Annotated in this window: 20 protein-coding genes; 9 read left to right on the top strand and 11 right to left on the bottom strand. The window is 71.2% G+C overall.

Annotated elements, in window-relative coordinates; genetic code table 11:
- Nucleotides 1-206 precede the first annotated feature (206 nt).
- Nucleotides 207-611, top strand: coding sequence for a DUF3099 domain-containing protein (locus OG912_RS28130; protein ID WP_443061029.1), 405 nt, complete (start codon nt 207-209; stop codon nt 609-611).
- A gap of 206 nt (nt 612-817) precedes the next feature.
- Complete coding sequence (locus OG912_RS28125) at nt 818-1,087, top strand: hypothetical protein (RefSeq protein WP_327711781.1); 270 nt, start codon at nt 818-820, stop codon at nt 1,085-1,087.
- Between the two features lie 12 nt (nt 1,088-1,099).
- Here the strand turns inward: OG912_RS28125 and moaA are convergent, their stop codons facing one another.
- From moaA to OG912_RS28110, 3 genes are all read right to left on the bottom strand, one after another.
- A complete protein-coding gene (gene moaA, locus OG912_RS28120) occupies nt 1,100-2,089 on the bottom strand; it encodes a GTP 3',8-cyclase MoaA (protein ID WP_327711780.1) in 990 nt (329 codons plus the stop codon).
- Between the two features lie 185 nt (nt 2,090-2,274).
- Nucleotides 2,275-3,915, bottom strand: a complete 1,641-nt coding sequence (locus OG912_RS28115; RefSeq protein WP_327711779.1) for a solute symporter family protein — start codon at nt 3,913-3,915, stop codon at nt 2,275-2,277.
- A complete protein-coding gene (locus OG912_RS28110; RefSeq protein ID WP_326735440.1) occupies nt 3,912-4,277 on the bottom strand; it encodes a DUF485 domain-containing protein in 366 nt (121 codons plus the stop codon). Before OG912_RS28110 ends, OG912_RS28115 begins: the two co-directional genes overlap by 4 nt.
- A gap of 291 nt (nt 4,278-4,568) precedes the next feature.
- On the opposite strand from OG912_RS28110, the gene OG912_RS28105 reads away from it, so the two are divergent.
- Together OG912_RS28105 and OG912_RS28100 are read left to right on the top strand one after the other, a co-directional pair.
- Entirely contained in the window at nt 4,569-6,104 is a 1,536-nt protein-coding gene (locus OG912_RS28105; protein ID WP_327711778.1) for a S8 family peptidase, read from the top strand.
- Between the two features lie 103 nt (nt 6,105-6,207).
- Nucleotides 6,208-7,629 (top strand): CoA transferase, encoded by a 1,422-nt coding sequence (locus OG912_RS28100; protein ID WP_327711777.1) that lies wholly within the window; start codon nt 6,208-6,210, stop codon nt 7,627-7,629.
- Here the strand turns inward: OG912_RS28100 and OG912_RS28095 are convergent.
- The 8 genes from OG912_RS28095 to OG912_RS28060 form a co-directional block, all read right to left on the bottom strand.
- Nucleotides 7,619-8,662: a zinc-dependent alcohol dehydrogenase family protein gene (locus OG912_RS28095; protein ID WP_327711776.1), complete on the bottom strand. Its 1,044-nt coding sequence runs from the start codon at nt 8,660-8,662 to the stop codon at nt 7,619-7,621. The genes OG912_RS28100 and OG912_RS28095 overlap by 11 nt on opposite strands.
- 21 nt (nt 8,663-8,683) lie before the next feature.
- Nucleotides 8,684-9,376 (bottom strand): lysoplasmalogenase, encoded by a 693-nt coding sequence (locus OG912_RS28090; RefSeq protein ID WP_327711775.1) that lies wholly within the window; start codon nt 9,374-9,376, stop codon nt 8,684-8,686.
- Nucleotides 9,373-10,266 (bottom strand): sterol desaturase family protein, encoded by an 894-nt coding sequence (locus OG912_RS28085; protein WP_326735445.1) that lies wholly within the window; start codon nt 10,264-10,266, stop codon nt 9,373-9,375. Before OG912_RS28085 ends, OG912_RS28090 begins: the two co-directional genes overlap by 4 nt.
- Before the next feature lie 104 nt (nt 10,267-10,370).
- Nucleotides 10,371-11,084 (bottom strand): VIT1/CCC1 transporter family protein, encoded by a 714-nt coding sequence (locus tag OG912_RS28080; RefSeq protein WP_327711774.1) that lies wholly within the window; start codon nt 11,082-11,084, stop codon nt 10,371-10,373.
- Nucleotides 11,085-11,109: 25 nt separating this feature from the next.
- Entirely contained in the window at nt 11,110-12,339 is a 1,230-nt protein-coding gene (locus OG912_RS28075) for an amidohydrolase family protein (RefSeq protein ID WP_327713568.1), read from the bottom strand.
- A complete protein-coding gene (locus tag OG912_RS28070; RefSeq protein WP_327711773.1) occupies nt 12,333-13,610 on the bottom strand; it encodes an amidohydrolase family protein in 1,278 nt (425 codons plus the stop codon). Before OG912_RS28070 ends, OG912_RS28075 begins: the two co-directional genes overlap by 7 nt.
- A gap of 17 nt (nt 13,611-13,627) precedes the next feature.
- A complete protein-coding gene (locus OG912_RS28065; RefSeq protein ID WP_327711772.1) occupies nt 13,628-14,512 on the bottom strand; it encodes an SDR family NAD(P)-dependent oxidoreductase in 885 nt (294 codons plus the stop codon).
- Nucleotides 14,509-15,309 carry an acetoacetate decarboxylase family protein gene (locus OG912_RS28060; RefSeq protein ID WP_327711771.1) on the bottom strand — a complete coding sequence of 267 codons (801 nt, stop codon included), beginning with the start codon at nt 15,307-15,309 and terminating at the stop codon, nt 14,509-14,511. The genes OG912_RS28065 and OG912_RS28060 overlap by 4 nt, the downstream gene beginning before the upstream one ends.
- Before the next feature lie 112 nt (nt 15,310-15,421).
- On the opposite strand from OG912_RS28060, the gene OG912_RS28055 reads away from it, so the two are divergent.
- The 5 genes from OG912_RS28055 (at nt 15,422) to OG912_RS28035 (ending at nt 20,383) form a co-directional block, all read left to right on the top strand.
- Complete coding sequence (locus tag OG912_RS28055) at nt 15,422-16,078, top strand: TetR/AcrR family transcriptional regulator (RefSeq protein WP_327711770.1); 657 nt, start codon at nt 15,422-15,424, stop codon at nt 16,076-16,078.
- Nucleotides 16,079-16,118: 40 nt separating this feature from the next.
- Nucleotides 16,119-17,123: a DEDDh family exonuclease gene (locus OG912_RS28050; protein ID WP_326735451.1), complete on the top strand. Its 1,005-nt coding sequence runs from the start codon at nt 16,119-16,121 to the stop codon at nt 17,121-17,123.
- Between the two features lie 64 nt (nt 17,124-17,187).
- Nucleotides 17,188-17,421, top strand: a complete 234-nt coding sequence (locus tag OG912_RS28045; RefSeq protein ID WP_073735263.1) for a hypothetical protein — start codon at nt 17,188-17,190, stop codon at nt 17,419-17,421.
- 252 nt (nt 17,422-17,673) lie between these two features.
- Nucleotides 17,674-18,477 carry an SURF1 family cytochrome oxidase biogenesis protein gene (locus OG912_RS28040; protein WP_326740549.1) on the top strand — a complete coding sequence of 268 codons (804 nt, stop codon included), beginning with the start codon at nt 17,674-17,676 and terminating at the stop codon, nt 18,475-18,477.
- A 94-nt stretch (nt 18,478-18,571) separates the two neighbouring features.
- A complete protein-coding gene (locus OG912_RS28035; RefSeq protein WP_327711769.1) occupies nt 18,572-20,383 on the top strand; it encodes a glycoside hydrolase family 15 protein in 1,812 nt (603 codons plus the stop codon).

The raw sequence follows: 20,383 nt of genomic DNA, 5'->3' as shown, positions 1-20,383 counted from the left end.
TGCGACGCGGTGTCGCGCATGTCCGCCCAGTCTCTGGCCTGGTCCGGTACGCCGCATGTCGGACAGGTCCGTACGTGCGACGGAGCGGCGGACTGTACGCATGCGGCGCGCCCCGGTCTCGAACCGGGGGGAGGCCGGGCGTACCGTGGGATCCGGTCCGGTCCGGGGAGCGTCCGGCGCAGGAACGGAGTCTCCCCCAGTTCGTCATGAGCTCGGGGAAGGTTGGTGGGGACGTGCGGGGAAAGCAGAGCGGTGCGGAGGTCTTCCGGATCACGGGGGCGCGGCAGGGGCTCGCGGATGATGTGCGCGGCAGGCAGCGGCGCTATGTGATCTCGATGTCCGTGCGCACGGTTTCGGTGGTCGCCGCCGCGGTCCTGTGGAACGTGGAGCGCCATGTGGCGATCGTGGCGCTCGCGCTGGGGGTTCTGCTCCCGTACGTCGCGGTCGTCATCGCCAACGCGGGCCGGGAGAACAGCCCTTCCCTCCCCTCGACCTTCGTGCCGGCGCCGACGCGGCTCGCCCTGGACACCGCTCCGGTGGCCGGCCCGGCGGAGCCCGGTCCGGAGAACGGACACGTCTTCCGAAGTCCGGATCCGCGGGAGCACGACTGAGCCCGGGGGCGTCCCAAGCTCAAGAAAAGCTCAGATCAATCATGAAGTTCCAGTGCACCGCACCCCGGTCTGCGTGACATACTTCGTGAGCGCTCCGCATCCCCCGTCGGAGCGACGGACCGACGCCGGGCAGCTCCCCCCGTGGCTGCTCGGCGTCGCCATTTCTCCGGCGGGGATGCCGCGGGGCCTGCCATAGGGTTGAGTCCGTGAACTCCCCCGAATCCGATTCCGAATCCGACTCCGCGGCCGAGCGTGCTGCCACCGCCCCCGTCTGCTCGGCCAAGGGCTGCCGCACCGATGCCGTGTGGGTGCTGGCCTGGAACAACCCGAAGCTGCACACCCCCGAGCGCCGCAAGACCTGGCTGGCCTGTGACGAGCACCGGGAGCATCTCTCCTCGTTCCTGGGGGTGCGGGGCTTCCTCAAGGACGTGGTGCCCCTGACCGAGTGGGAGTCGCCGGAGGCGCCGACCGTGTAAGGAATGCGGGCGCTATCCGCCGATGGCCGACATCGGGCGGTCCGGCTGGAGGAACGTCGGGTCGTCGAGGCCGGATCCGGCCTTCTTGCCCCACATGGCGAGCTTCCAGAGCCGGACAATCTCCTCGTCCGGTGCCTGGGAGCGCAGGGCGCCGCGCAGGTCGGTCTCCTCGCGGGCGAACAGGCAGGTGCGCACCTGCCCGTCGGCGGTGAGCCTGGTGCGGTCGCAGGCCCGGCAGAACGGGCGGGTGACCGAGGCGATGACGCCGACCCGGTGGGGTCCGCCGTCCACGAGCCAGCGCTCGGCGGGGGCGGAGCCGCGCTCGCCGTCCTCCTCGGCGGTGAGGTCGAAGCGGGTGCGCAGCGACTGGAGTATGTCGCCTGCCGTGATCATTCCGTCGCGCTTCCAGCCGTGCTGGGCGTCGAGCGGCATCTGCTCGATGAAGCGGAGCTCGTAGGCGTTGTCCACGGCCCAGGCGAGCAGGTCGGGCGCCTCGTCGTCGTTGAGCCCCGGCATCAGGACGGTGTTGACCTTGACGGGGGTGAGCCCGGCCTCGCGGGCGGCCTCCAGTCCGGCCAGGACGTCGTGGTGGCGGTCGCGGCGGGTGAGGGTCTTGAACACATCGGGGCGCAGGGTGTCCAGCGAGACGTTGACCCGGTCCAGGCCCGCGGCCTTGAGCGCGGCGGCGGTCCGCTTGAGTCCGATGCCGTTGGTCGTGAGCGACATCTTCGGGCGGGGCTCCAGGGCCGCACACTGCTGGACGATGGAGACGAGTCCGGGGCGCAGCAGCGGCTCCCCGCCGGTGAAGCGGACTTCGGTGATGCCGAGCTGTGTGACGGCGATGCGGACGAGCCGGACGATCTCCTCGTCACTCAGCAGGTCGGGCTTGGCCAGCCACTGCAGGCCCTCTTCGGGCATGCAGTACGTGCAGCGAAGATTGCAGCGGTCGGTCAGCGAGACACGCAGGTCGGTGGCGACCCGGTCGTAGGTGTCGATGAGCATGGTGGGCCCCCTCCCCCGGCGACTTCCCGGTTGCGGTATCTGACTCTTTCGAGACTACGCGAGACCTGTGACAACGGAGGGGCCCGTTTGACACGAGGTGCGGCGCGGCCGCGTCGTAGGACTCTACGACGCGGCCGCGGCGACGGAGTGGTGCGAGCACCCGACTCCTGTGTGAACTTCTGCTCTCAGTGGGCTCCGATGCCGGTGAGGGACTTGACCTCCAGCTCGGCGTACTTGCCCTTGTCCGGCTCCTCCTTCGACAGGAGGGAGCCGATCCAGCCGAGCAGGAAGCCCAGCGGAATGGAGATCAGGCCCGGGTTCTCCAGCGGGAACCAGGCGAAGTCGACGCCCTTGAACATCGAGGTCTTCGCGTTTCCGGAGACGACCGGCGAGAACAGCACCAGGATCACCGAGCTGGCGAGTCCGCCGTAGATCGACCACAGCGCGCCCTGGGTGGTGAACCGCTTCCAGAAGAGGCTGTAGAGGAGTGTCGGCAGGTTGGCCGACGCGGCGACGGCGAAGGCGAGCGCGACCAGACCGGCGACGTTCATGTCGCGGGCGAAGGCGCCCAGCACGATCGCGGCGGCGCCGATGAAGACGGTCGCCCAGCGCGCTGCCCGCATCTCCTCCTTCTCGGTGGCCTTCCCCTTGCGGATGACATTGGCGTAGATGTCGTGGGCGAAGGACGAGGAGGAGGCGAGGGTGAGTCCCGCGACGACGGCGAGGATCGTGGCGAAGGCGACGGCGGAGATCACGGCGAGCATGACGGCGCCGCCGGTGGTGCCGACACCGCCGAGATACTCGGCCAGCTGCGGGGCCGCCGCGTTGCCTGCCGGGTTCTTCGCCTTGATCTCGTCGGGACCGATGAGGGCCGCGGCACCGAATCCGAGCGCGATCGTCATCAGGTAGAAGGCACCGATGATGCCGATGGCCCAGTTGACCGACTTCCGGGCCGCTTTGGCGGTCGGCACCGTGTAGAAGCGGATCAGGATGTGCGGCAGCCCTGCGGTGCCCAGCACCAGGGCGATGCCGAGGGAGAGGAAGTCCAGCTTCGAGGTGCCGGTGGCGCCGTACTTGAGCCCCGGCTCCAGGAACGAGGCGCCGTGGCCGCTCTTCTCGGCGGCGGTGCCCAGCAGGTCGGAGACGTTGAAGTCGAACTTCCACAGCACCATGAAGGTCATCAGGATGGCGCCCGCGATGAGGAGCACGGCCTTGACCATCTGCACCCAGGTGGTGCCCTTCATGCCGCCGATGGTGACGTACACGATCATCAGTACGCCGACCAGCGCAACGATGAGGATCTTTCCGGCGTCACTGGTGATGCCGAGGAGCAGCGAGACCAGAACTCCCGCTCCTGCCATCTGCGCCAGCAGGTAGAAGATCGAGACGACGATGGTGGAGACACCCGCGGCGGTACGGACCGGGCGCTGGCGCATCCGGTAGGCGAGGACGTCGCCCATGGTGTAACGGCCGGAGTTGCGCAGCGGTTCGGCGACCAGCAGCAGGGCCACCAGCCAGGCGACGAGGAAGCCGATCGAGTAGAGGAAGCCGTCGTAGCCGAAGAGGGCGATGGCTCCGGCGATGCCGAGGAACGACGCGGCGGACATGTAGTCGCCGGAGACCGCGAGGCCGTTCTGGAAGGCGGTGAACTGGCGGCCGCCCGCGTAGAAGTCGGAGGCGCTCTTGGTCTGGCGGCCGGCCCAGACGGTGATGCCGAGGGTCGCGGCGACGAAGACCGCGAAGAGCGAGATGATCAGCGGCCGGTGCTCGCTGGTGGACGAGGCGGCGAGCGTCACGACGGTGTGGGAGTGGTACGCGGCGCTCATGCGTCGGCCTCCATACGGGACTTGATGGCCTCGCCCTTCGGGTCGAGCTTCGCGTTGGCGTACCGCGAGTAGAACCAGGCGATGAGGAAGGTGGTGAGGAACTGGGCGAGGCCGAAGACGAAGGCCACGTTGAAGTTGCTGTACACCTTGGTGCCCATGAAGCCGCCGGCGTAGTTGGAGAGCAGCACGTACAGCAGGTACCAGAGGACGAAGGCGATGGTCAGCGGAAAGGCGAACGAGCGGTACGAGCGGCGGAGTTCGCCGAATTCCTGGCTCGCCTGCTCCGCGACGAACGCCTCGGTCGTGGGCTGGGCGGGGCCGGTCTCCGTACTGCCCTCGGGCGGCGGTGCATCGGTAGCCACGGAATCTCCTCGCGACGCGGGTGCGGTGGTGGTGGGGACGGTGGATTTCACTGGGGACCTCGATATCGGGGAGTGGTGGTGCGCTTCCCCTGACAACGGCACGCGGCGCGCGGCGAAGCGGTTCACCGCGGTTTCCGCCTTCTCCGCGTCACCCCTTCGGACGTCTCCGCGGACATCGGTTCTCTCGAACTCATTGATGAGCGGGGATGATCAGCGATAGCTTCACTCGTCATGTACGCGACTGGACACGCCCCGTGTCCGGTCGACTGACACGGATGATGTGGAGACCCCATGGCTCATCTGGGATCCAGACGGACGCGCGCACTGACGCTGCCCGTCGGGTTGGCCCTCACCGCCTCGCTCGGCTTCCTGCCGACGGGCACCGCCTCCGCTGCCGCGGGGGACGACGCGCCTTCGGCGGCGGTGTCGACGGACGGTCCGAAGCTCTCGTACGTGGTCAACACCCGGGGCGGTCTCGGCACCGTCAAGCAGGTGAGCAAGGCGGTCGAGCGGGCCGGCGGCACGGTGGTGATCGCCTACGACCGGATCGGGGTCATCGTCGCCCACTCGCAGAACCCGCAGTTCGCGCAGTCGATGCGCCGCGTCAGGGGCGTCGATTCGGCGGGCGCCACCCGTACGAACCCGATCGTGCCGCAGGCCACCAAGGACATCGGGGTCGAGCAGCCGCTGACGGCTCAGCAGGAGCGGACCGCGGCGGCGCAGGCGACTGCGGGCCAGGACCCGATGGAACCGTTGCAGTGGGACCTGCCCGCGATCAAGGCGGACAAGGCGCACGAGAAGACGCTGGGGAGCTCGAAGGTCACGGTCGCGGTCATCGACACGGGTGTCGACGACACCCACCCGGACCTCGCCCCGAACTTCGACCGCCGCGGCTCGGCGAACTGTGTCTCCGGCGCACCGGAAACCACGGACGGCGCCTGGCGTCCCAAGACCGGAGAGAGCGATCACGGCACGCATGTCGCGGGCACCATCGCCGCCGCGAAGAACGGCATCGGGGTGACGGGTGTCGCGCCGGGCGTGAAGGTCTCCGGCATCAAGGTGGGCAACCCGGACGGCTTCTTCTACACCGAGGCCGTCGTCTGCGGCTTCATGTGGGCGGCGGACCACGGTGCCGACGTCACGAACAACAGCTATTACACCGACCCGTGGATGTACAACTGCAAGAACGACCCGGACCAGGGCGCGCTGGTCGAGGCCGTCGCGCGGGCCACGCGGTACGCCGAGGGCAAGGGCACGGTCAATGTCGCCGCGGCGGGCAACTCGGCCGAGGACCTGGCGGCCGACACGATCGAGGACACGGGCAGCCCGAACGACACCGAGCCGGTCACCCGGACCATCGACCCGAAGGTGTGCCTCGACATCCCGACGATGCTGCCGGGTGTCGTGACGGTCTCGGCGACGGGTGCGAAGGGGCTGAAGGCCTCGTACTCGAACTACGGCAACGGCGTCATCGACGTGGCCGCGCCGGGCGGGGACTCGACGGTCTATCAGACGCCGGCGCCGCCGGCGACGAGCGGTCTGATCCTGTCCACGCTGCCCGGCGGGAAGTACGGCTACAAGGCCGGTACGTCGATGGCCTCTCCGCATGTCGCGGGCGTCGTGGCCCTGATCAAGTCGACGCATCCGTACGCGTCGGCCGCCGCGGTCAAGGCCCTGCTGACGCTCGAGGCCGACGCCACGTCGTGCGGTGACCCGTACGACATCGACGGCGACGGCAAGATCGACGCTGTCTGCGAGGGCGGCAAGAACCGCAACGGCTTCTACGGGGCCGGAGTGGTGGACGCGCTGGACGCGGTGCGCTGGTAGGTGACGGCGAGAGGGGCCGGCACGGGCACCATCCGTGCCGGCCCCTGCCCGGCCGCCGTCCGGCCCCTGTCACACACCTGGCACTGAGTGCCATAGTGCGGGGATGACGCATACTCCCGTCTCCGGTACGGAGCAGGCCTGGGCCGCTCTCGGCGGTGACCCCGCGCTTCTCGCCCGGATCGAGACCGCAGGACCGGCCGGGCTGCTCCCCGCCCGGCTGCCCGTGAGCGAGCTGGCCCGCGCCACGGTCGCGGTCTGTTCCCTGGCCGCAGCCGAACTGGCGGCCCGCCGCACCGGCGGGCCCGTGCCCCTCGTCCGGATCGACGACGGTGCGGTGGCCACCGCGTTCGTCAGCGAGCGCCATCTGCGGATCGACGGCCGCGCCCCGGCCAATTTCGCCCCGCTCTCCCGGTTCTGGCGCACGGCCGACGGCTGGGTCCGTACGCACGCCAACTACCCCCATCATCGGGCCCGGTTGCTGGCCACGCTGGGGCTGTCCGCGGACACCGCCGACGAGCCGGCCGTCGATGCCGTGGCCGCGTCCTTCGCCGGGCGGCGGGCGGCCGAGATCGAGCGGACGGTGTACGCCGCGGGCGGGCTGGCCGTGGCCGCCAGGACACCCGGGGAGTGGGCCGCCGACCCGCGCCGCATCGCGCTCTCCGGTGTGCCGCTGGTGCGGCGGGAGCGGATCGACGCCGCACCGGTGCGGCGGACGGCCCCGCTCACCGGCGTACCGCTGCGGCCCGCGGCGGGACTTCGCGTCCTGGACCTCACCCGGGTCACCGCGGGGCCGGTCGCCACCCGCACACTCGCGCTGCTCGGCGCCGACGTGCTGCGCATCGACGCCCCTCAGCTCCCGGAGAGCCAGGACGCGCACAACGACACGGGGTTCGGGAAGCGGTCGGTGAGCATCGACCTGGCGAGCCGCGCCGGACGGGCCTCTTTCGACGAACTGCTGGCCGGGGCGGACGTGGTCGTCACCGGATACCGGCCCGGTGCGCTGGATCGGTTCGGGCTGGCCCCGGATTCCCTGGCCGCACGCAGGCCGGGCCTGGTGATCGCCCGGCTGTCGGCCTGGGGGCACGGCCCATGGGCCCGGCAGCGCGGTTTCGACAGCGTGGTGCAGGTCGCCACCGGCATCGCCGTCGCCGAGGCCGGGCCAGGAGCGCCCGACGGCCCGCCGGGGGCGCTGCCCGCCCAGGCGCTGGACCACGGCACGGGCTATCTGCTGGCCGGCGCCGTACTGCGGGCGCTGACCGAGCAGCACGACGAGGGCGGCTCGCGGCTGGCCACGCTCTCGCTCGCCCGCACCGCCGCCTGGCTGACCGACGAGATCCCGGCCCCGGCGGATCCTGCGGCGCAGGACGGCACGTACGCCCCGGAGAAGTGGCTCACCGAGACCGACAGCCCCGTGGGACGCCTGCGCCACGCACTGCCACCGGTCGCTTTCGACGGCGCACCCGCCGACTGGTCGCGTCCGCCAGGACCGCTGGGGGCGGACGCGGCCGCCTGGCTCACGGCTTGATGAGGACCTTCAGCGCCGTGCGCTCGTCCATCGCCTTGTAGCCGGCCGGAACCTCGTCGAGGCCGATGGCCAGGTCGAAGACGGGCGACGGGTCGAGCGTGCCGGACAGGACGTCGGGGAGCAGCTCCGGAATGTAGGTGCGGACGGGGGCGACCCCGCCGCGCAGGGCGATGTTCCGGTCGAACATGACGCCGAGGTCCAGTCCGGTGCCGCTGCCGTGCGGCACGCCGACGTAGCCGATCGAGCCGCCGTCACGGGTGATGTCGACAGCGGTGCGCATCGACTGCTCGGTGCCGACGGCCTCGATCACCGCGTGGGCGCCCTCGCCGCCGAGCAGTTCCCGTACCGCCGCGACGGCCGCCTCGCCGCGCTCGGCGACGACGTCCGTGGCACCGAAGGTGCGGGCGATGTCGGTGCGGACCTGGTGGCGGCCCAGCGCGATGATGCGCTCGGCGCCGAGCCGCTTGGCGGCCATGACGCCGCACAGCCCGACGGCGCCGTCACCGACGACGGCGACCGTGGAGCCCGGCTTCACACCGGCGCCGACGGCTGCGTGGTGGCCGGTGCCGAGGACGTCGGAGAGGGCCAGGAGCGCGGTGAGCAGGTGGTCGTCCGATGCCGCGGCGGCCGGGAGCTTGACCAGCGTGCCGTCGGCGAACGGGACGCGCACGGCCTCACCCTGCCCGCCGTCGGAGCCGACCGAGCCCCAGAAGCCGCCCTGCGGGCAGGAGGTGGTCAGGCCCTCGGCGCAGTAGGCGCAGGTGCCGTCGGACCAGACGAAGGGGGCGACGACGAGGTCGCCGGCGGAGAAGCCGTTGACCTCGGAGCCCGCCTCCTCGACGATCCCCAGGAACTCGTGGCCGATGCGCTGGCCGGGCTGCCGGGCGGACTCGCCGCGGTAGGCCCACAGGTCGCTGCCGCAGATGCAGGCCCGCAGGACCCGCAGCACCACGTCGGTGGGCTGCTGGATCACCGGGTCCGGGACCTCGGCCACGCGGATGTCGTGGGGGGCGTGAATGACGGTGGCGCGCATGCGTGGGGGTCCTTGCTGATCTCAGATGCTGATACTCCGCTCACGGTACGCCCCGAGGACCGCACCGGCCCCTTTCGCCCCCGGCGCGAGCACGCCCAGGGTCAGCAGGAACTGCGCCGCGACGTAGGTGAGCATGACCCAGAAGTCGGGGGCGGGCAGCTGCGGCCAGTCGGCGATGCCGGTGGCGATCAGCGCGTCGGAGAGCAGGAAGAGCGCGCCTCCGGTGGCCGCGTACCGGCCGAGGACGCCGGAGCGGTAGGCCATGGCGGTCAGCAGCAGGCTGTACCCGGCCATCGGGACCCGTAGCCCGGCCGGCAGCCCGTCCCAGATCAGGACGACGAAGACGGTCAGGACCACCGCGTACCCGATGCCGGGCAGCAGGGCGCCCCGGGCCCGCCCGAAGAGCCGCAGGTAGCAGAGGTGTCCTGCGGCGAATCCGCCCATCCCGACGAGAAAGGCGAGGTCGGCGTCGGCCAGCAGGAACACGTCGCCGATCCAGCCGCAGAGCAGGGCGGCGATCAGCAGCCGGGGCCCGCGCCGGGCGAAGGCGTACGCGGCGAGCAGCGGCATCAGCAGCGGCTTGGCGACGAGGTGGAGGACGTCGCTGTCGGCGAGGACCCCGGCGAGGTCGGCGACGCACGCGACGACGAAGGCGATGAGCAGGGGACGTACCCAACGCTCCCGCCGGTCGTCGGGGAGCGGGGCGGCGCTCATCCGGTGCGCTCCCGCGCGGGGGCGGCAGTGGCCGCCTTGCCGCGGCCCGCCATGGCCCCGGCCGGCTGCCAGCCGGGCCCGCGGAAGACCCGCCCGGCCCGCTCGCTCCAGCTGCCCGCCGCGCGCACGTCGCGGGCGATGGCCGCGTACTCGTGGGTGGCGACCCGCAGCGGGTTGAACGTGTCGATGTTCTTGGTGAGCCCGAACACGGGCCGCTCCGTCTCCGCGGTGAAGGACCCGAACCACCGGTCCCACACGATCAGGATGCCGCCGAAGTTCCGGTCGAGGTATCCGCCCTGGGACGCGTGGTGCACCCGGTGGTGGGAGGGCGTGTTCAGTACGTACTCGAAGGGCCGGGGCAGCTTGTCGATCCGCTCGGTGTGCACCCAGAACTGGTAGACGAGGTTGGCCGACGAGCAGAAGGCCAGCGCCGCCGGGTGGACGCCGAGGGCGATGAGCGGGAGGTAGAACGGCCAGACGGTCAGCGAGGTCCAGGGCTGGCGCAGCGCGGTGGAGAGGTTGAACTTCCGGCTGGAGTGGTGGACCACGTGGCAGGCCCAGAGGATCCGGATGACGTGGTGGCCGCGGTGGGACCAGTAGTAGAAGAAGTCCTGCCCCAGCAGCATCAGGGGGACGGTCCACCACAGGACGGGGATGCTGAGCGGGGTCAGCTCGTACACCGCGGTGTAGATCGCGACGATGGGCACTTTCCACAGCAGGTCGAAGGCCAGGCTGCCCAGCCCCATGGTGATGCTGGTGGTGGCGTCCTTCGCCTCGTAGCCGGCGGCCTCCTCGTCGGGGTGGAAGTGGTGGAGCGCCATTTCCAGGACGGTGAGCAGGACGAAGGCCGGTATGGACCAGAGCACTACATCGGGCAGGTTCGTCGGCATGCCTGCACCGTAGAGCCGCAGGTCGGCCCCCGACTAGACGTTGTTACCAACAAGTATGCGAGACATGTTGTCAGCAGTCTTTGGCACCTTCCCACAGGAGAGCCTCAGACCCCGGCCGCCCCCAGCAGCTGCCCCGCCGCATACGTCACGGCCATCGCCACCGCTCCCCCGCCCATGTTGCGCAGCACCGCCGGGCCCACCGCCGCGTCGCCCAGCCGGGCGCTCCACCAGCCCGTCAGGGCCAGCGCCGCGAGCACCGACAGCACGGTCACCAGGAGGCGGACCGACGACGGCGGCAGCACGATCGCCAGCAGGGGCAGCAGCGCCCCTGCCGTGAACGCCAGGAAGCTGGCGCCCGCCGCGTGCCAGGGGTTCGTCAGGTCGTCCGGGTCGATGCCCAGCTCGACCTCCGCGTGGGCGCGCAGCGCGTCGCGTTCGGTGAGCTGGACGGCGGCCTCGCGGGCCACCTCGCGACTCAGGCCCTTGCCCTGCAACAGACCGGTGAGCTCGGCGAGTTCCGCCTCCGGGGTCTCCTGTAGCTCGCGCTTCTCCGTCGCCAGCGCGGCCTTCTCCGAATCGCGCTGGGTGGAGACGGACACGTACTCGCCCGCCGCCATCGACATGGACCCGGCCAGCAGCCCGGCCAGGCCCGCCGTCAGCAGCGTGCCGCGGTCCCCGGTGGCCCCGGCGACGCCGACGACGAGCCCGGCGGTGGAGACCACACCGTCGTTGGCCCCGAGGACCGCGGCGCGCAGCCAGTTGAGCCGCGCGCCCAGACCGCCGCCATGGGGTTCGTCGTGCGCCGGGGTATCCGTCATCCGGGGATGGTCTCACCTCAGGGCGTCACCAGACCCGCACCGACCCACCCGGCGCGAAGGCGGGGCTCGTCGCGTCCTGCGGGACCTCCTTCAGAGGCTCGGCGATCTCCGCCACCGTCGGGCCGACGGTGGCGGCGATACGGTCCAGCGCCGGCAGGTCGAATCCGTAGACGCGGGCGGCGTTTCCGCCGGTCATGGCCGCGATCTCGGCCGGCGGCAGTCCCGCGTACGCGATCCGCAGGCCCTCCCGTGAGTACGGGGCGGTGCCCTCGTCGTGCGGGTAGTCGCTGCCCCACATGATCTTGTCGAGGCCGATCCGGTCGCGCAGCGGCACCTCGTGCGGGCGCATGAAGCTGGCGCCGACGAAGCAGTTGTCGCGCCAGACCTCGCTGGGGCGTGCACCCATCGAAGCCGACAGCCCCGCGCCGAACTTGGACTCGGCGGTGGCCGCCCGGGTCGCCGCCGCGACCAGGCGGCCGTGGTAGTAGTCGAGCATCTCCACGATGCCCGGGATCCAGCCGGAGCCCTGTTCGGTGAGGACCAGCTTCAGATCGGGGTGACGGCGGAACGCACCGCCGAAGATCAGGTGCCACAGCGCTCGGTGCGAGAACCACGTCGTCTCGACCATGAAGACCGCGCGGGCCGCCGGTTCGTCGCCGAGCGGCGGGGAGGCGGAGCCGCCGTGGTGGTTGACGGGTACGTCCAGCTCCGCGCAGACCGCCCACAGCGGGTCGTACACCTGGGAGTACAGCTCCGGGATGCCGGAGCCCGGCGGGGCGCCGGGCAGCAGGATGCCGCCGGTGAGGCCCGCCTCCTTGGTGCGCCGGACCTCGCGCACCGCTTCGGCCGGGTCGTTGAGGAGGATCTGGGCGACGCCCGCCCGCCTGCCGGGGGCGGCCGCGCAGAAGTCGGCGAGCCAGCGGTTGTGGGCGCGCAGCCCGGCCCAGCGCTGTTCGTACTCCTGGCGGGAGGGCGCCGGGGCCATCAGGGAGGCGGAGGGGAAGAAGGGCGGGATGGTGTTGGGGAAGACGACCTCCGCGACGATGCCGTCCGCCTCCAGGTCGGCGAGGCGGCGGTCCGAGTTCCAGTTGCGGTCGGCGGTGTCGGCGACCAGGTCCTCGTACGGGTTGACGTAGGTCGCCGCCCAGGCGTCGAAGTCGTCGTGGTGCTTCGCCTCCAGGTACGGCTTGTAGTCCAGGAGGTCGGCGCCGGCGTGGCAGTCGGCGGAGATGACGGTGTAGCGGTCGGTCACGATGCCCCCAGAACCGGGAAGTCGTGGTCGGTCAGCCAGTGCCGGCCGACGTCCCGCGAGCGGGCCCAGGAGGCCTCGACCGCCGCCTGGTCGGTGCTCTGGCCCAGGTCGGCGGGGGTGGGGCCGATGCGGGCCGCCAGCGGGGCGAGCTTGTCCGTGTCGAAACCGAAGACCTCGGCGGCGGCGAGGCCCAGCATCACCCGGGTCTCGGCGACGGGGATGTCGTGGAAGGTGTTGCGCAGCCAGTTCGCGGTGTTGGGCCAGGTGCCCTCGGGATGCGGGAAGTCGCTTCCCCACAGGATGTTGCCGACGCCGATCTCGTACCGCTGGGCGAGCTCGCGGCGCTTGGTGTTGGTGGCGCAGATGAACACCTGGCGGTCGAGGTACTCGTGCGGTGGGCGCTTCAGTTCGGCGAACGGGGAGAGCTTCTTGCCGCCGTGGGCGCCGAGGTAGAGCCGGTCCATGAACCACAGGAGGTTCGGCAGCCACCAGCAGCCGGACTCGGCGACGCCGAACTTCAGCCCGGGGTGGCGCTCGAAGGCGCCCGACCAGAGGAGGAACCAGAGCGGGCGGGACGGCCACCAGGTGACCTCGGAGACGTAGATGCCGAGGTGGTCGCCGTACTCGTGGCGGGGCGCGGCGCCGGAATGGGTGACGATCGGCATCGCGGCCTCGGCGGCGGCCGCCCACACGGGGTCGTAACGGCGGTCGTGGTACGGAGCCTTGTCCACCCACATGGAGGGGATCATCAGGGCGCCGAGGCCGGACTCCTTCGCCCGGTGGATCTCGGCGACGACCCGGTCCACCTCACCGGTGACGGGCAGCAGCGCGACGCCGCAGTGGCGTTCGGGGTGCTGCGAGACGAAGTCGGCGAGCCAGCGGTTGTGGGCCTGTGCGCCGGCCATGCCCAGCTCGGGGTCCTGGTCGCCGGAGAGGCCGAGGCCGACCCCGAAGGGGGCGGCTGTGCGGCTGTCGACGGCGTCCGCGTCGGGGAAGACGACCTCGGCGGCCACGCCGTCGCCGTCGAGCTCCTTGAGCCTCTGGGTGGCGTCCCAGCCGCCCTTCAGCCCTTCCTCGTTGTCGTGGAACCACTTGTCGGCGAAGGCCTCGTTGCGTACGCCGAGGCGGGTCATCTCCTCGCGGCGGCGGTCGCGGCCGTCCAGGAACTCGTCGAACTCGCGGAGGTAGCGGCTGTCGAGGTAGGGCCGGTACTCCTCGGTGGGCAGTCCGGCGTGGCAGTCGGAGGAGATGATCAGATACGGGTCGTCAGTCATCGCTAGGACCTGGCTCCTCAGTCGAGTACGAAACTTTCCAGATACGACGGGTTGGCCCGGTCCAGCATCGACTGCGACCTGGCGCGGATCTGCCGGTCGCTGTGCTCGCTGTCCGGCAGCATCCAGAAGCGGTCGGCGCGGATGCCGTCCACGACGGTCGCGGCGACGTCCTCGACGGGCGTGAACTCCACCTCGTGGCCGCCCGCCTTCATGGCCTTCTCCCACTGGTCGAGGCTGCGGTACGGGGTCCTGCGCGGGCGCTCCTTGGCGTACCGCTCGGGCCTGTTGCGGTGCGACTCCCACAGTCCGGTGCGCAGCATGTGCGGGCCGGGGAAGAGGACCGAGGCGCCGACCGACGCGCCCTCCGCCTTCAGATGGGCGTACAGCGACTCGGTCATCGTGACGACGGCGGACTTGGTGACCGCGTACACGGACGCGGTGGGCAGCGGGGCGATCCCGCCGTCACCGGACGAGGTGTTGACGACGTGGCCGGGGGTGCCTTCGGCCAGCATGCGCGGCAGGAAGGCCTGGATGCCGTGGAAGACGCCCCACACGTTGACGGCGAAGGCCCACTTCCAGTCGTTGGGTTCGTGCTCCCACATCCGGCCCTCGGCCCCGGAGCCGACCCCGGCGTTGTTGCACAGCACATGTACGGCGCCGAAGGTGTCGTACGCGGCCTCGGCCAGCGCCCGCACGGAGTCGCGCTCGCTGACGTCGACGGGCCGGGCCAGCACCTTCGCGCCCTCCGCGCGCAGTTCACCGGCCGCCTCGTCGAGTGCGCCCTCCTCCACGTCGGCGAGCACGACCTTCAGCCCCTCGGCGGCGAACCGCCGGGCCATCGCGAGGCCGATGCCGCTCGCGGCGCCCGTGACGACGGCGACCTGTCCCTCCTGAAGCCTCATCGGACACTCCCTCGCGGCGGGCCGTCGTGGATCTGCTGCGGGTCGTCGTAGCGCTGGTGGATGTACGGCAGCAGCGCGTCGGCGCTCACCCGCTCGACGGCCCGGCCCTGCTGGTCGCTGGTCTTCTCACCGATGGTGAGGTCGACGACGCGGAGCACGGGGAGGTCGGCGACCGGGTCGTACATGGACTCGCGCAGCACCACGTCGCCGGTGATCCGCTCCAGCCGGCGGACCTTCTCGTGGCGGGTGCAGTGGATCAGGACGGGATCGGCTTCGAAGCCCTCACCGTCCACGGCGGGCAGGAACTTGAAGTAGAAGTCGAGCTTGGTGGCCGGTGCGGGCAGCGGAAGCGGTTCGGCGACCGCGCCGCGGATCTCGACGAAGGCGATGCCGTGGCGGGCGAGCGAGGCCTGCACGACGAGTCCCTCGCGCTCCACGCTCACCTCGCCCAGCTTCTTCGGCTCGCCGAACACCTCACGGCCGCCGGTCAGGGCCCGCTCATGGGTCATCGGCATGACCAGCGGGTACCAGCCCTCGTGCCCGTCGTGGACGGCGGCGACGGCGACGGAGCCCGCACCCAGGGGGTAGCCGGGGAGGTCGACCTTGCTGATGCTCGCCCGCACCAGCGGGCGCCCGGAGGGTTTCAGGGGCGGGGGGAGGACGGCCGCCACCGCGTCGGCGTCGCTCTCCCAGACCGCGGTCACGCCGGTGGACCAGATGTCGGGGAGCCGGGAGCGGGCCTCACGGGATGCCGCTATCTCGGCCTCGGTGCGCGCGCCGTACCGTACACGTGCCATGCGGTGCCACCCTTCTCGGTTGTCCGTGCCGGGTTCTGTAACACAGTTACACCGGTGCCCGCGAAGGGTAAATAGCCGTGCGTGTAACGGAGTTCTGGAGACCGGAGGAGCTGTGGCGCGATCGTCGCTGACCCGCGAGGAGGTCCTCGCTGCCGCTGCGGGACTCGTACGGCAGCACGGTCCGCAGGCCCTCACCATGCGCAAGCTGGCCGCCGAGCTGGGCACCGCCGTCACATCGATCTACTGGCACGTCGGCAACCGCGAGTCGCTCCTGGACGCTCTCGTCGAGCGCACCGTCCAGGAGATGGGCACCCTGCGCCCCGCCGGTCGCGGCCCGGCCGCCCGGATCGTCTCCGTGGCCCGGGGGCTGCGCCGCGAACTGCGCGCCCGCCCGCATCTGATCGCGATGGTCCACGAACGGGGGCTGACGGAACAGATGTTCCTGCCGGCCCAGCAGGCACTCGTCCACGAGGTCCACTCCGCCGGTCTGCGCGGCGCCCGGGCGGCGGACGCGGTACGGGCGGTGCAGTTCCACACCGTCGGCTTCCTGCTCGTCGAACGCAACCGGGAGCGGTCCCCCGTCCAGTCACCGGCGGAGGGCGATCTGTGGTCCGCCTCCACCGCGGACGACGATCCGGCACTGGCCCGGGCACTGACCCGGCCCGCCGACCCGGACCGCTTGTTCGCCGCCTCCGTGCGGGCCCTGGTGGACGGACTGCTGGCCGGCCGCGGAAGCCCGGCCGACGGGTCCTGGGCGGACCGGGGGTGACGGCCGAATAGGGGACTGTCGGTGGCGGCCCGTATTCTCTGTGACCATGCTCGACGACCGCCAGACCGCAGCACCGTGGCCGACCGCCTACCCGCAGGGGTACGCGGTCGTCGACGTGGAGACCACCGGACTCGCACGGGACGACCGGATAATCTCCGCCGCCGTCTACCGCCTGGACGCACAGGGCAATGTCGAGGACCACTGGTACACCCTCGTCAACCCGCAGCGCGATCCCGGCCCCGTCTGGATCCACGGGCTGACCAGTGACGTGCTCGAAGGCGCCCCGCTCTTCCCGGAGGTGGCCGCCCAGCTCTCCGAGCGGCTCGCCGACCGCGTCCTCGTCGCGCACAACGCCGCCTTCGACTGGTCGATGCTCGCCCGGGAGTACGCGCGAGCATCGGTGATCGCCCCCGTCCAGCAGCGGCTGTGCACCATCGCGCTCTCCAAGGAGCTGCGGCTGCCGCTGCCCAACCACAAGCTGGAATCGCTGGCCGCGCACTTCGGTGTGGTGCAGCAGCACGCGCACCACGCGCTGGACGACGCGCGGGTGCTGGCCGAGGCGTTCCGCCCGAGCCTGCACGCGGCGGCCCGGGGCGGGATGCGGCTGCCGCTGCTGGAGTGCCGGCCGCTGACCGAGTGGTCGGACTCCCCCGTCACCCCGCGGATCGGCTACCAGTCCTCGTACAGCGCGCAGAACAGCTGGCGCCCCTCGCGCAAGCGCCCGGCCTGCCCGTATCCGAATCCGGGGCGGTACGAGAAGGACAAACCTCTCATGCAGGGCATGCGGGTGGCGTTCTCCGGGGACACCTCGATCGACCGTGAACTACTGGAGGACCGGGCGGTGGAGGCGGGGCTGCATGTGGCGACCAGCGTCTCCCGGCTGACGAGTCTGCTCGTGACCAACGACCCGGACGCGGCGACGTCGAAGACGGCGAAGGCCAAGTCGTTCGGCACCCCGATCCTGGAGGAGAGCGCCTTCACCCACCTCCTGCGGGATGTGGCCGCGGCAAAGAAGGTCCCGGCGCCGACGCCGTCATCGGAGTGAACCGGGGGCGACTCGCCCGCCCACCGCTCGCCCGCCGCCGCCCTCGCGTCCCACCCTGTGGCGCATGGCACGTTGTGAGGTTTGCGGAAACGACTACGGGATGTCCTTCGAGGTGCACGCGCAGGGCGCGATTCACGTCTTCGACTGCTTCTCCTGCGCCATTCACCGCATGGCGCCGATCTGTGAGCACTGCCGGGTCCAGGTCATCGGCCAGGGCGTGGAGGTCGACGGGCACTGGTTCTGCGGCGGCCACTGCGCCCGCGCGGAGGGGAAGGTGGGCATCATCGACAAAGTCTGAGCAGCGGGGGCCTGTCGTCAGACTGCCGTCGTCGCCCGAAGGGCGGCCGCGCGGCGTCAGGTGCTTCCCCAAGCTCTCGGCGTGCCGGCTCCAGGCCCCTGTACTGGACGTACCGGGGCCTGGGGCCGGTGCGGCGAGAGTGCGTGCATGGCGTCGCGCGGCAGACGGCAGTTTGACGACAGGCCCCAGCGCCGCGTCCCTGCCCCCACCCCCTCCGCAATGCGCCCCATGACGCAGTTGTACCGTCATGGGGTGTACCGCTTCCTGTTGACCCGGCAGTGGCTGATTCTCGCCCTCATCGCCCTCGTCATGATTCCGACGATGGTCGAGCTGGGTTTCTGGCAGCTGCACCGGCATGAGCACAAGGTCGCGCAGAACGCCCTGATCTCGCACAACCTCAAGGCGAGGCCCGAGCCGGTCGCCGCGCTCACCTCCCCGGGGCATGTCGTTCCGCGCTCCGACTACTGGCGCGCGGTGACCGCCACCGGGACGTACGACGAGAAGCACGAGGTCGTCGTACGGCGCCGCACCGCCACCGACGGCTCCATCGGCGTCCATGTGCTGATCCCGTTCGACCTCAAGGGCGGCGGCACGGTCATGATCAACCGCGGCTGGGTCCCGTCCGCCGCCGACCAGCACGCCTTCCCCGACGTACCGGCCGTACCCAAGGGCGAGGTGACCGTCACCGGGCGGCTGAAGGCCGACGAGACGACAAGCGCCAGCGGCATCAAGGACATCTCGGACCTGCCGGACCGCCAGGTGATGCTGATCAACAGCGCCCAGCAGGCGAAGCTCCTGTCCCGGCCGGTGCTCGGCGGCTACATCGAGCAGACCGGGCCGGAGCCCAAGGGCGACACCCCCGAGCTCATCGAGGCTCCCGACGACAGCTCCATCGGCCCGCACATGGCATACGCCGTGCAGTGGTGGCTGTTCGCCGCCGGTGTCCCGGTCGGCTATGTGGTGCTGGCCCGCCGTGAGAAGCGCGACCGGGTGGCGGCGGCGGCCGAGGCCGCCGCGCAGGCCGATGCGGCGGAGCCCGAGCCGGCGAAGGCCTGACGGCACGTCCGCAGCGGCGTCCGCCGGGGTGACTCCCGCCTCTCCTCACACCGCGACTGCTTAGCGGGGGCCAGGTTCGGGAACACGCCACAACGTGACCCCACGCATCGAGGACTACGCCCTCATCGGCGATCTCCAGACAGCCGCCCTGGTCGGCAGGAACGGTTCTGTCGACTGGCTCTGTCTGCCCCGCTTCGACTCGGGCGCCTGCTTCGCCGCGCTCCTCGGCGACGAGGACAACGGCCACTGGACCATCGCGCCCAAGGGCGCGGACACCTGCACCCGGCGCGCCTACGCGGGCGACTCCCTCGTCCTGGAGACCTTCTGGGAGACCCGCACCGGCACGGTCAAGGTCATCGACTTCATGCCGCAGCGCGACCACGAGCCCGATGTGATGCGGATCATCGAGGGCGTCAGCGGCACCGTCGACATGTCCTCGGTGATCCGGCTGCGCTTCGACTTCGGCTCCGTCGTGCCGTGGATGCGCCGCTCGGACGGCCACCGGGTGGCGGTCGCGGGGCCGGATTCGGCGTGGCTGCGCAGCGAACCGCCGGTCAAGACCTGGGGTCAGCAGTTCTCCACGTGTTCCTCGTTCAGCGTCTCCGCCGGCGAACGGGTCGCCTTCGTCCTGACCTGGCACCCCTCGCACTCGCCCCGGCCCGATCTCGTCGACCCGTACGAGGCGCTGGAGAACACCCTGGCCGACTGGGCGGAATGGTCCGCCCGCTGCAAGTACCAGGGCCCCTACCGAGAAGCCGTGATCCGGTCGCTGATCACCCTCAAGGCGCTCACCTTCGGCCCGACCGGCGGCATCGTGGCCGCCCCCACCACCTCGCTGCCGGAGGAGATCGGCGGCGTACGGAACTGGGACTACCGCTTCTGCTGGCTGCGCGACTCCACCCTCACCCTCGGCGCACTGATCTCGGCCGGATATCTGGAGGAGGCGGCCGCGTGGCGGGACTGGCTGCTGCGCGCGGTCGCCGGCGACCCGGCGGATCTGCAGATCATGTACGGGCTCGCGGGCGAACGCAGACTGCCCGAGTCGGAGCTGCCGTGGCTGCGCGGCTACGAACACTCGGCCCCGGTCCGGATCGGCAACGCCGCGGTCAGACAGCGCCAGCTCGATGTGTACGGCGAGGTCATCGACTCGCTCCGGCTGGCCCGGGACGCCGGTCTGGACGACAAGCCGCACGCCTGGAGCCTGCAGCTGAGCCTGCTCGGCTTCCTGGAGTCCACCTGGCGCGAACCGGACGAGGGCCTGTGGGAGATCCGCGGCCAGCGCCGCCACTTCGTGCACTCCAAGGTGATGGCCTGGGTGGCGGCCGACCGTGCCGTGCGCAGCCTGGAGGAGGACCCGTCGCTGACAGGCGACGCCGACCGCTGGCGGGCGATGCGGGACGCCGTGCACCGGGAGGTGTGCGAGAAGGGGTACGACCCGGTGCGCAACACCTTCACCCAGTCGTACGGGTCACGGGACCTGGACGCCGCGACGCTGCTGATCGCCCGGACCGGGTTCCTGCCGCCGGACGACCCCCGCGTCATCGGGACGGTGGACGCCGTCCGGGACGAACTGGGCAGCGACGGGCTGGTACGGCGCTACAGCACCGACGGCACCTCGATCGACGGACTGCCGGGCGGCGAAGGCGCCTTCCTCGCCTGCTCGTTCTGGCTGGCGGACGCGTTGCGCATGACGGGGCGCACCCAGGAGGCGACCGAACTCTTCGAGCGGCTGCTGGCGCTCCGCAACGACGTGGGGCTGCTCGCCGAGGAGTACGACACCGCGGCCGGGCGGCAGCTGGGCAATTTCCCGCAGGCCTTCAGCCACATCGGACTGGTGGGGACAGCGGTCGCGCTGGCCGAGGCGCAGGCCCATGAGGACATGGCAGAGGGCGAAACGGCAGGATAG

Source organism: Streptomyces sp. NBC_00464, from assembly GCF_036013915.1.
Classification (GTDB): Bacteria; Actinomycetota; Actinomycetes; order Streptomycetales; family Streptomycetaceae; genus Streptomyces.
Note: the sequence above shows the minus strand (reverse complement) of the source record. Positions and strands in the feature narration are given on the sequence as shown.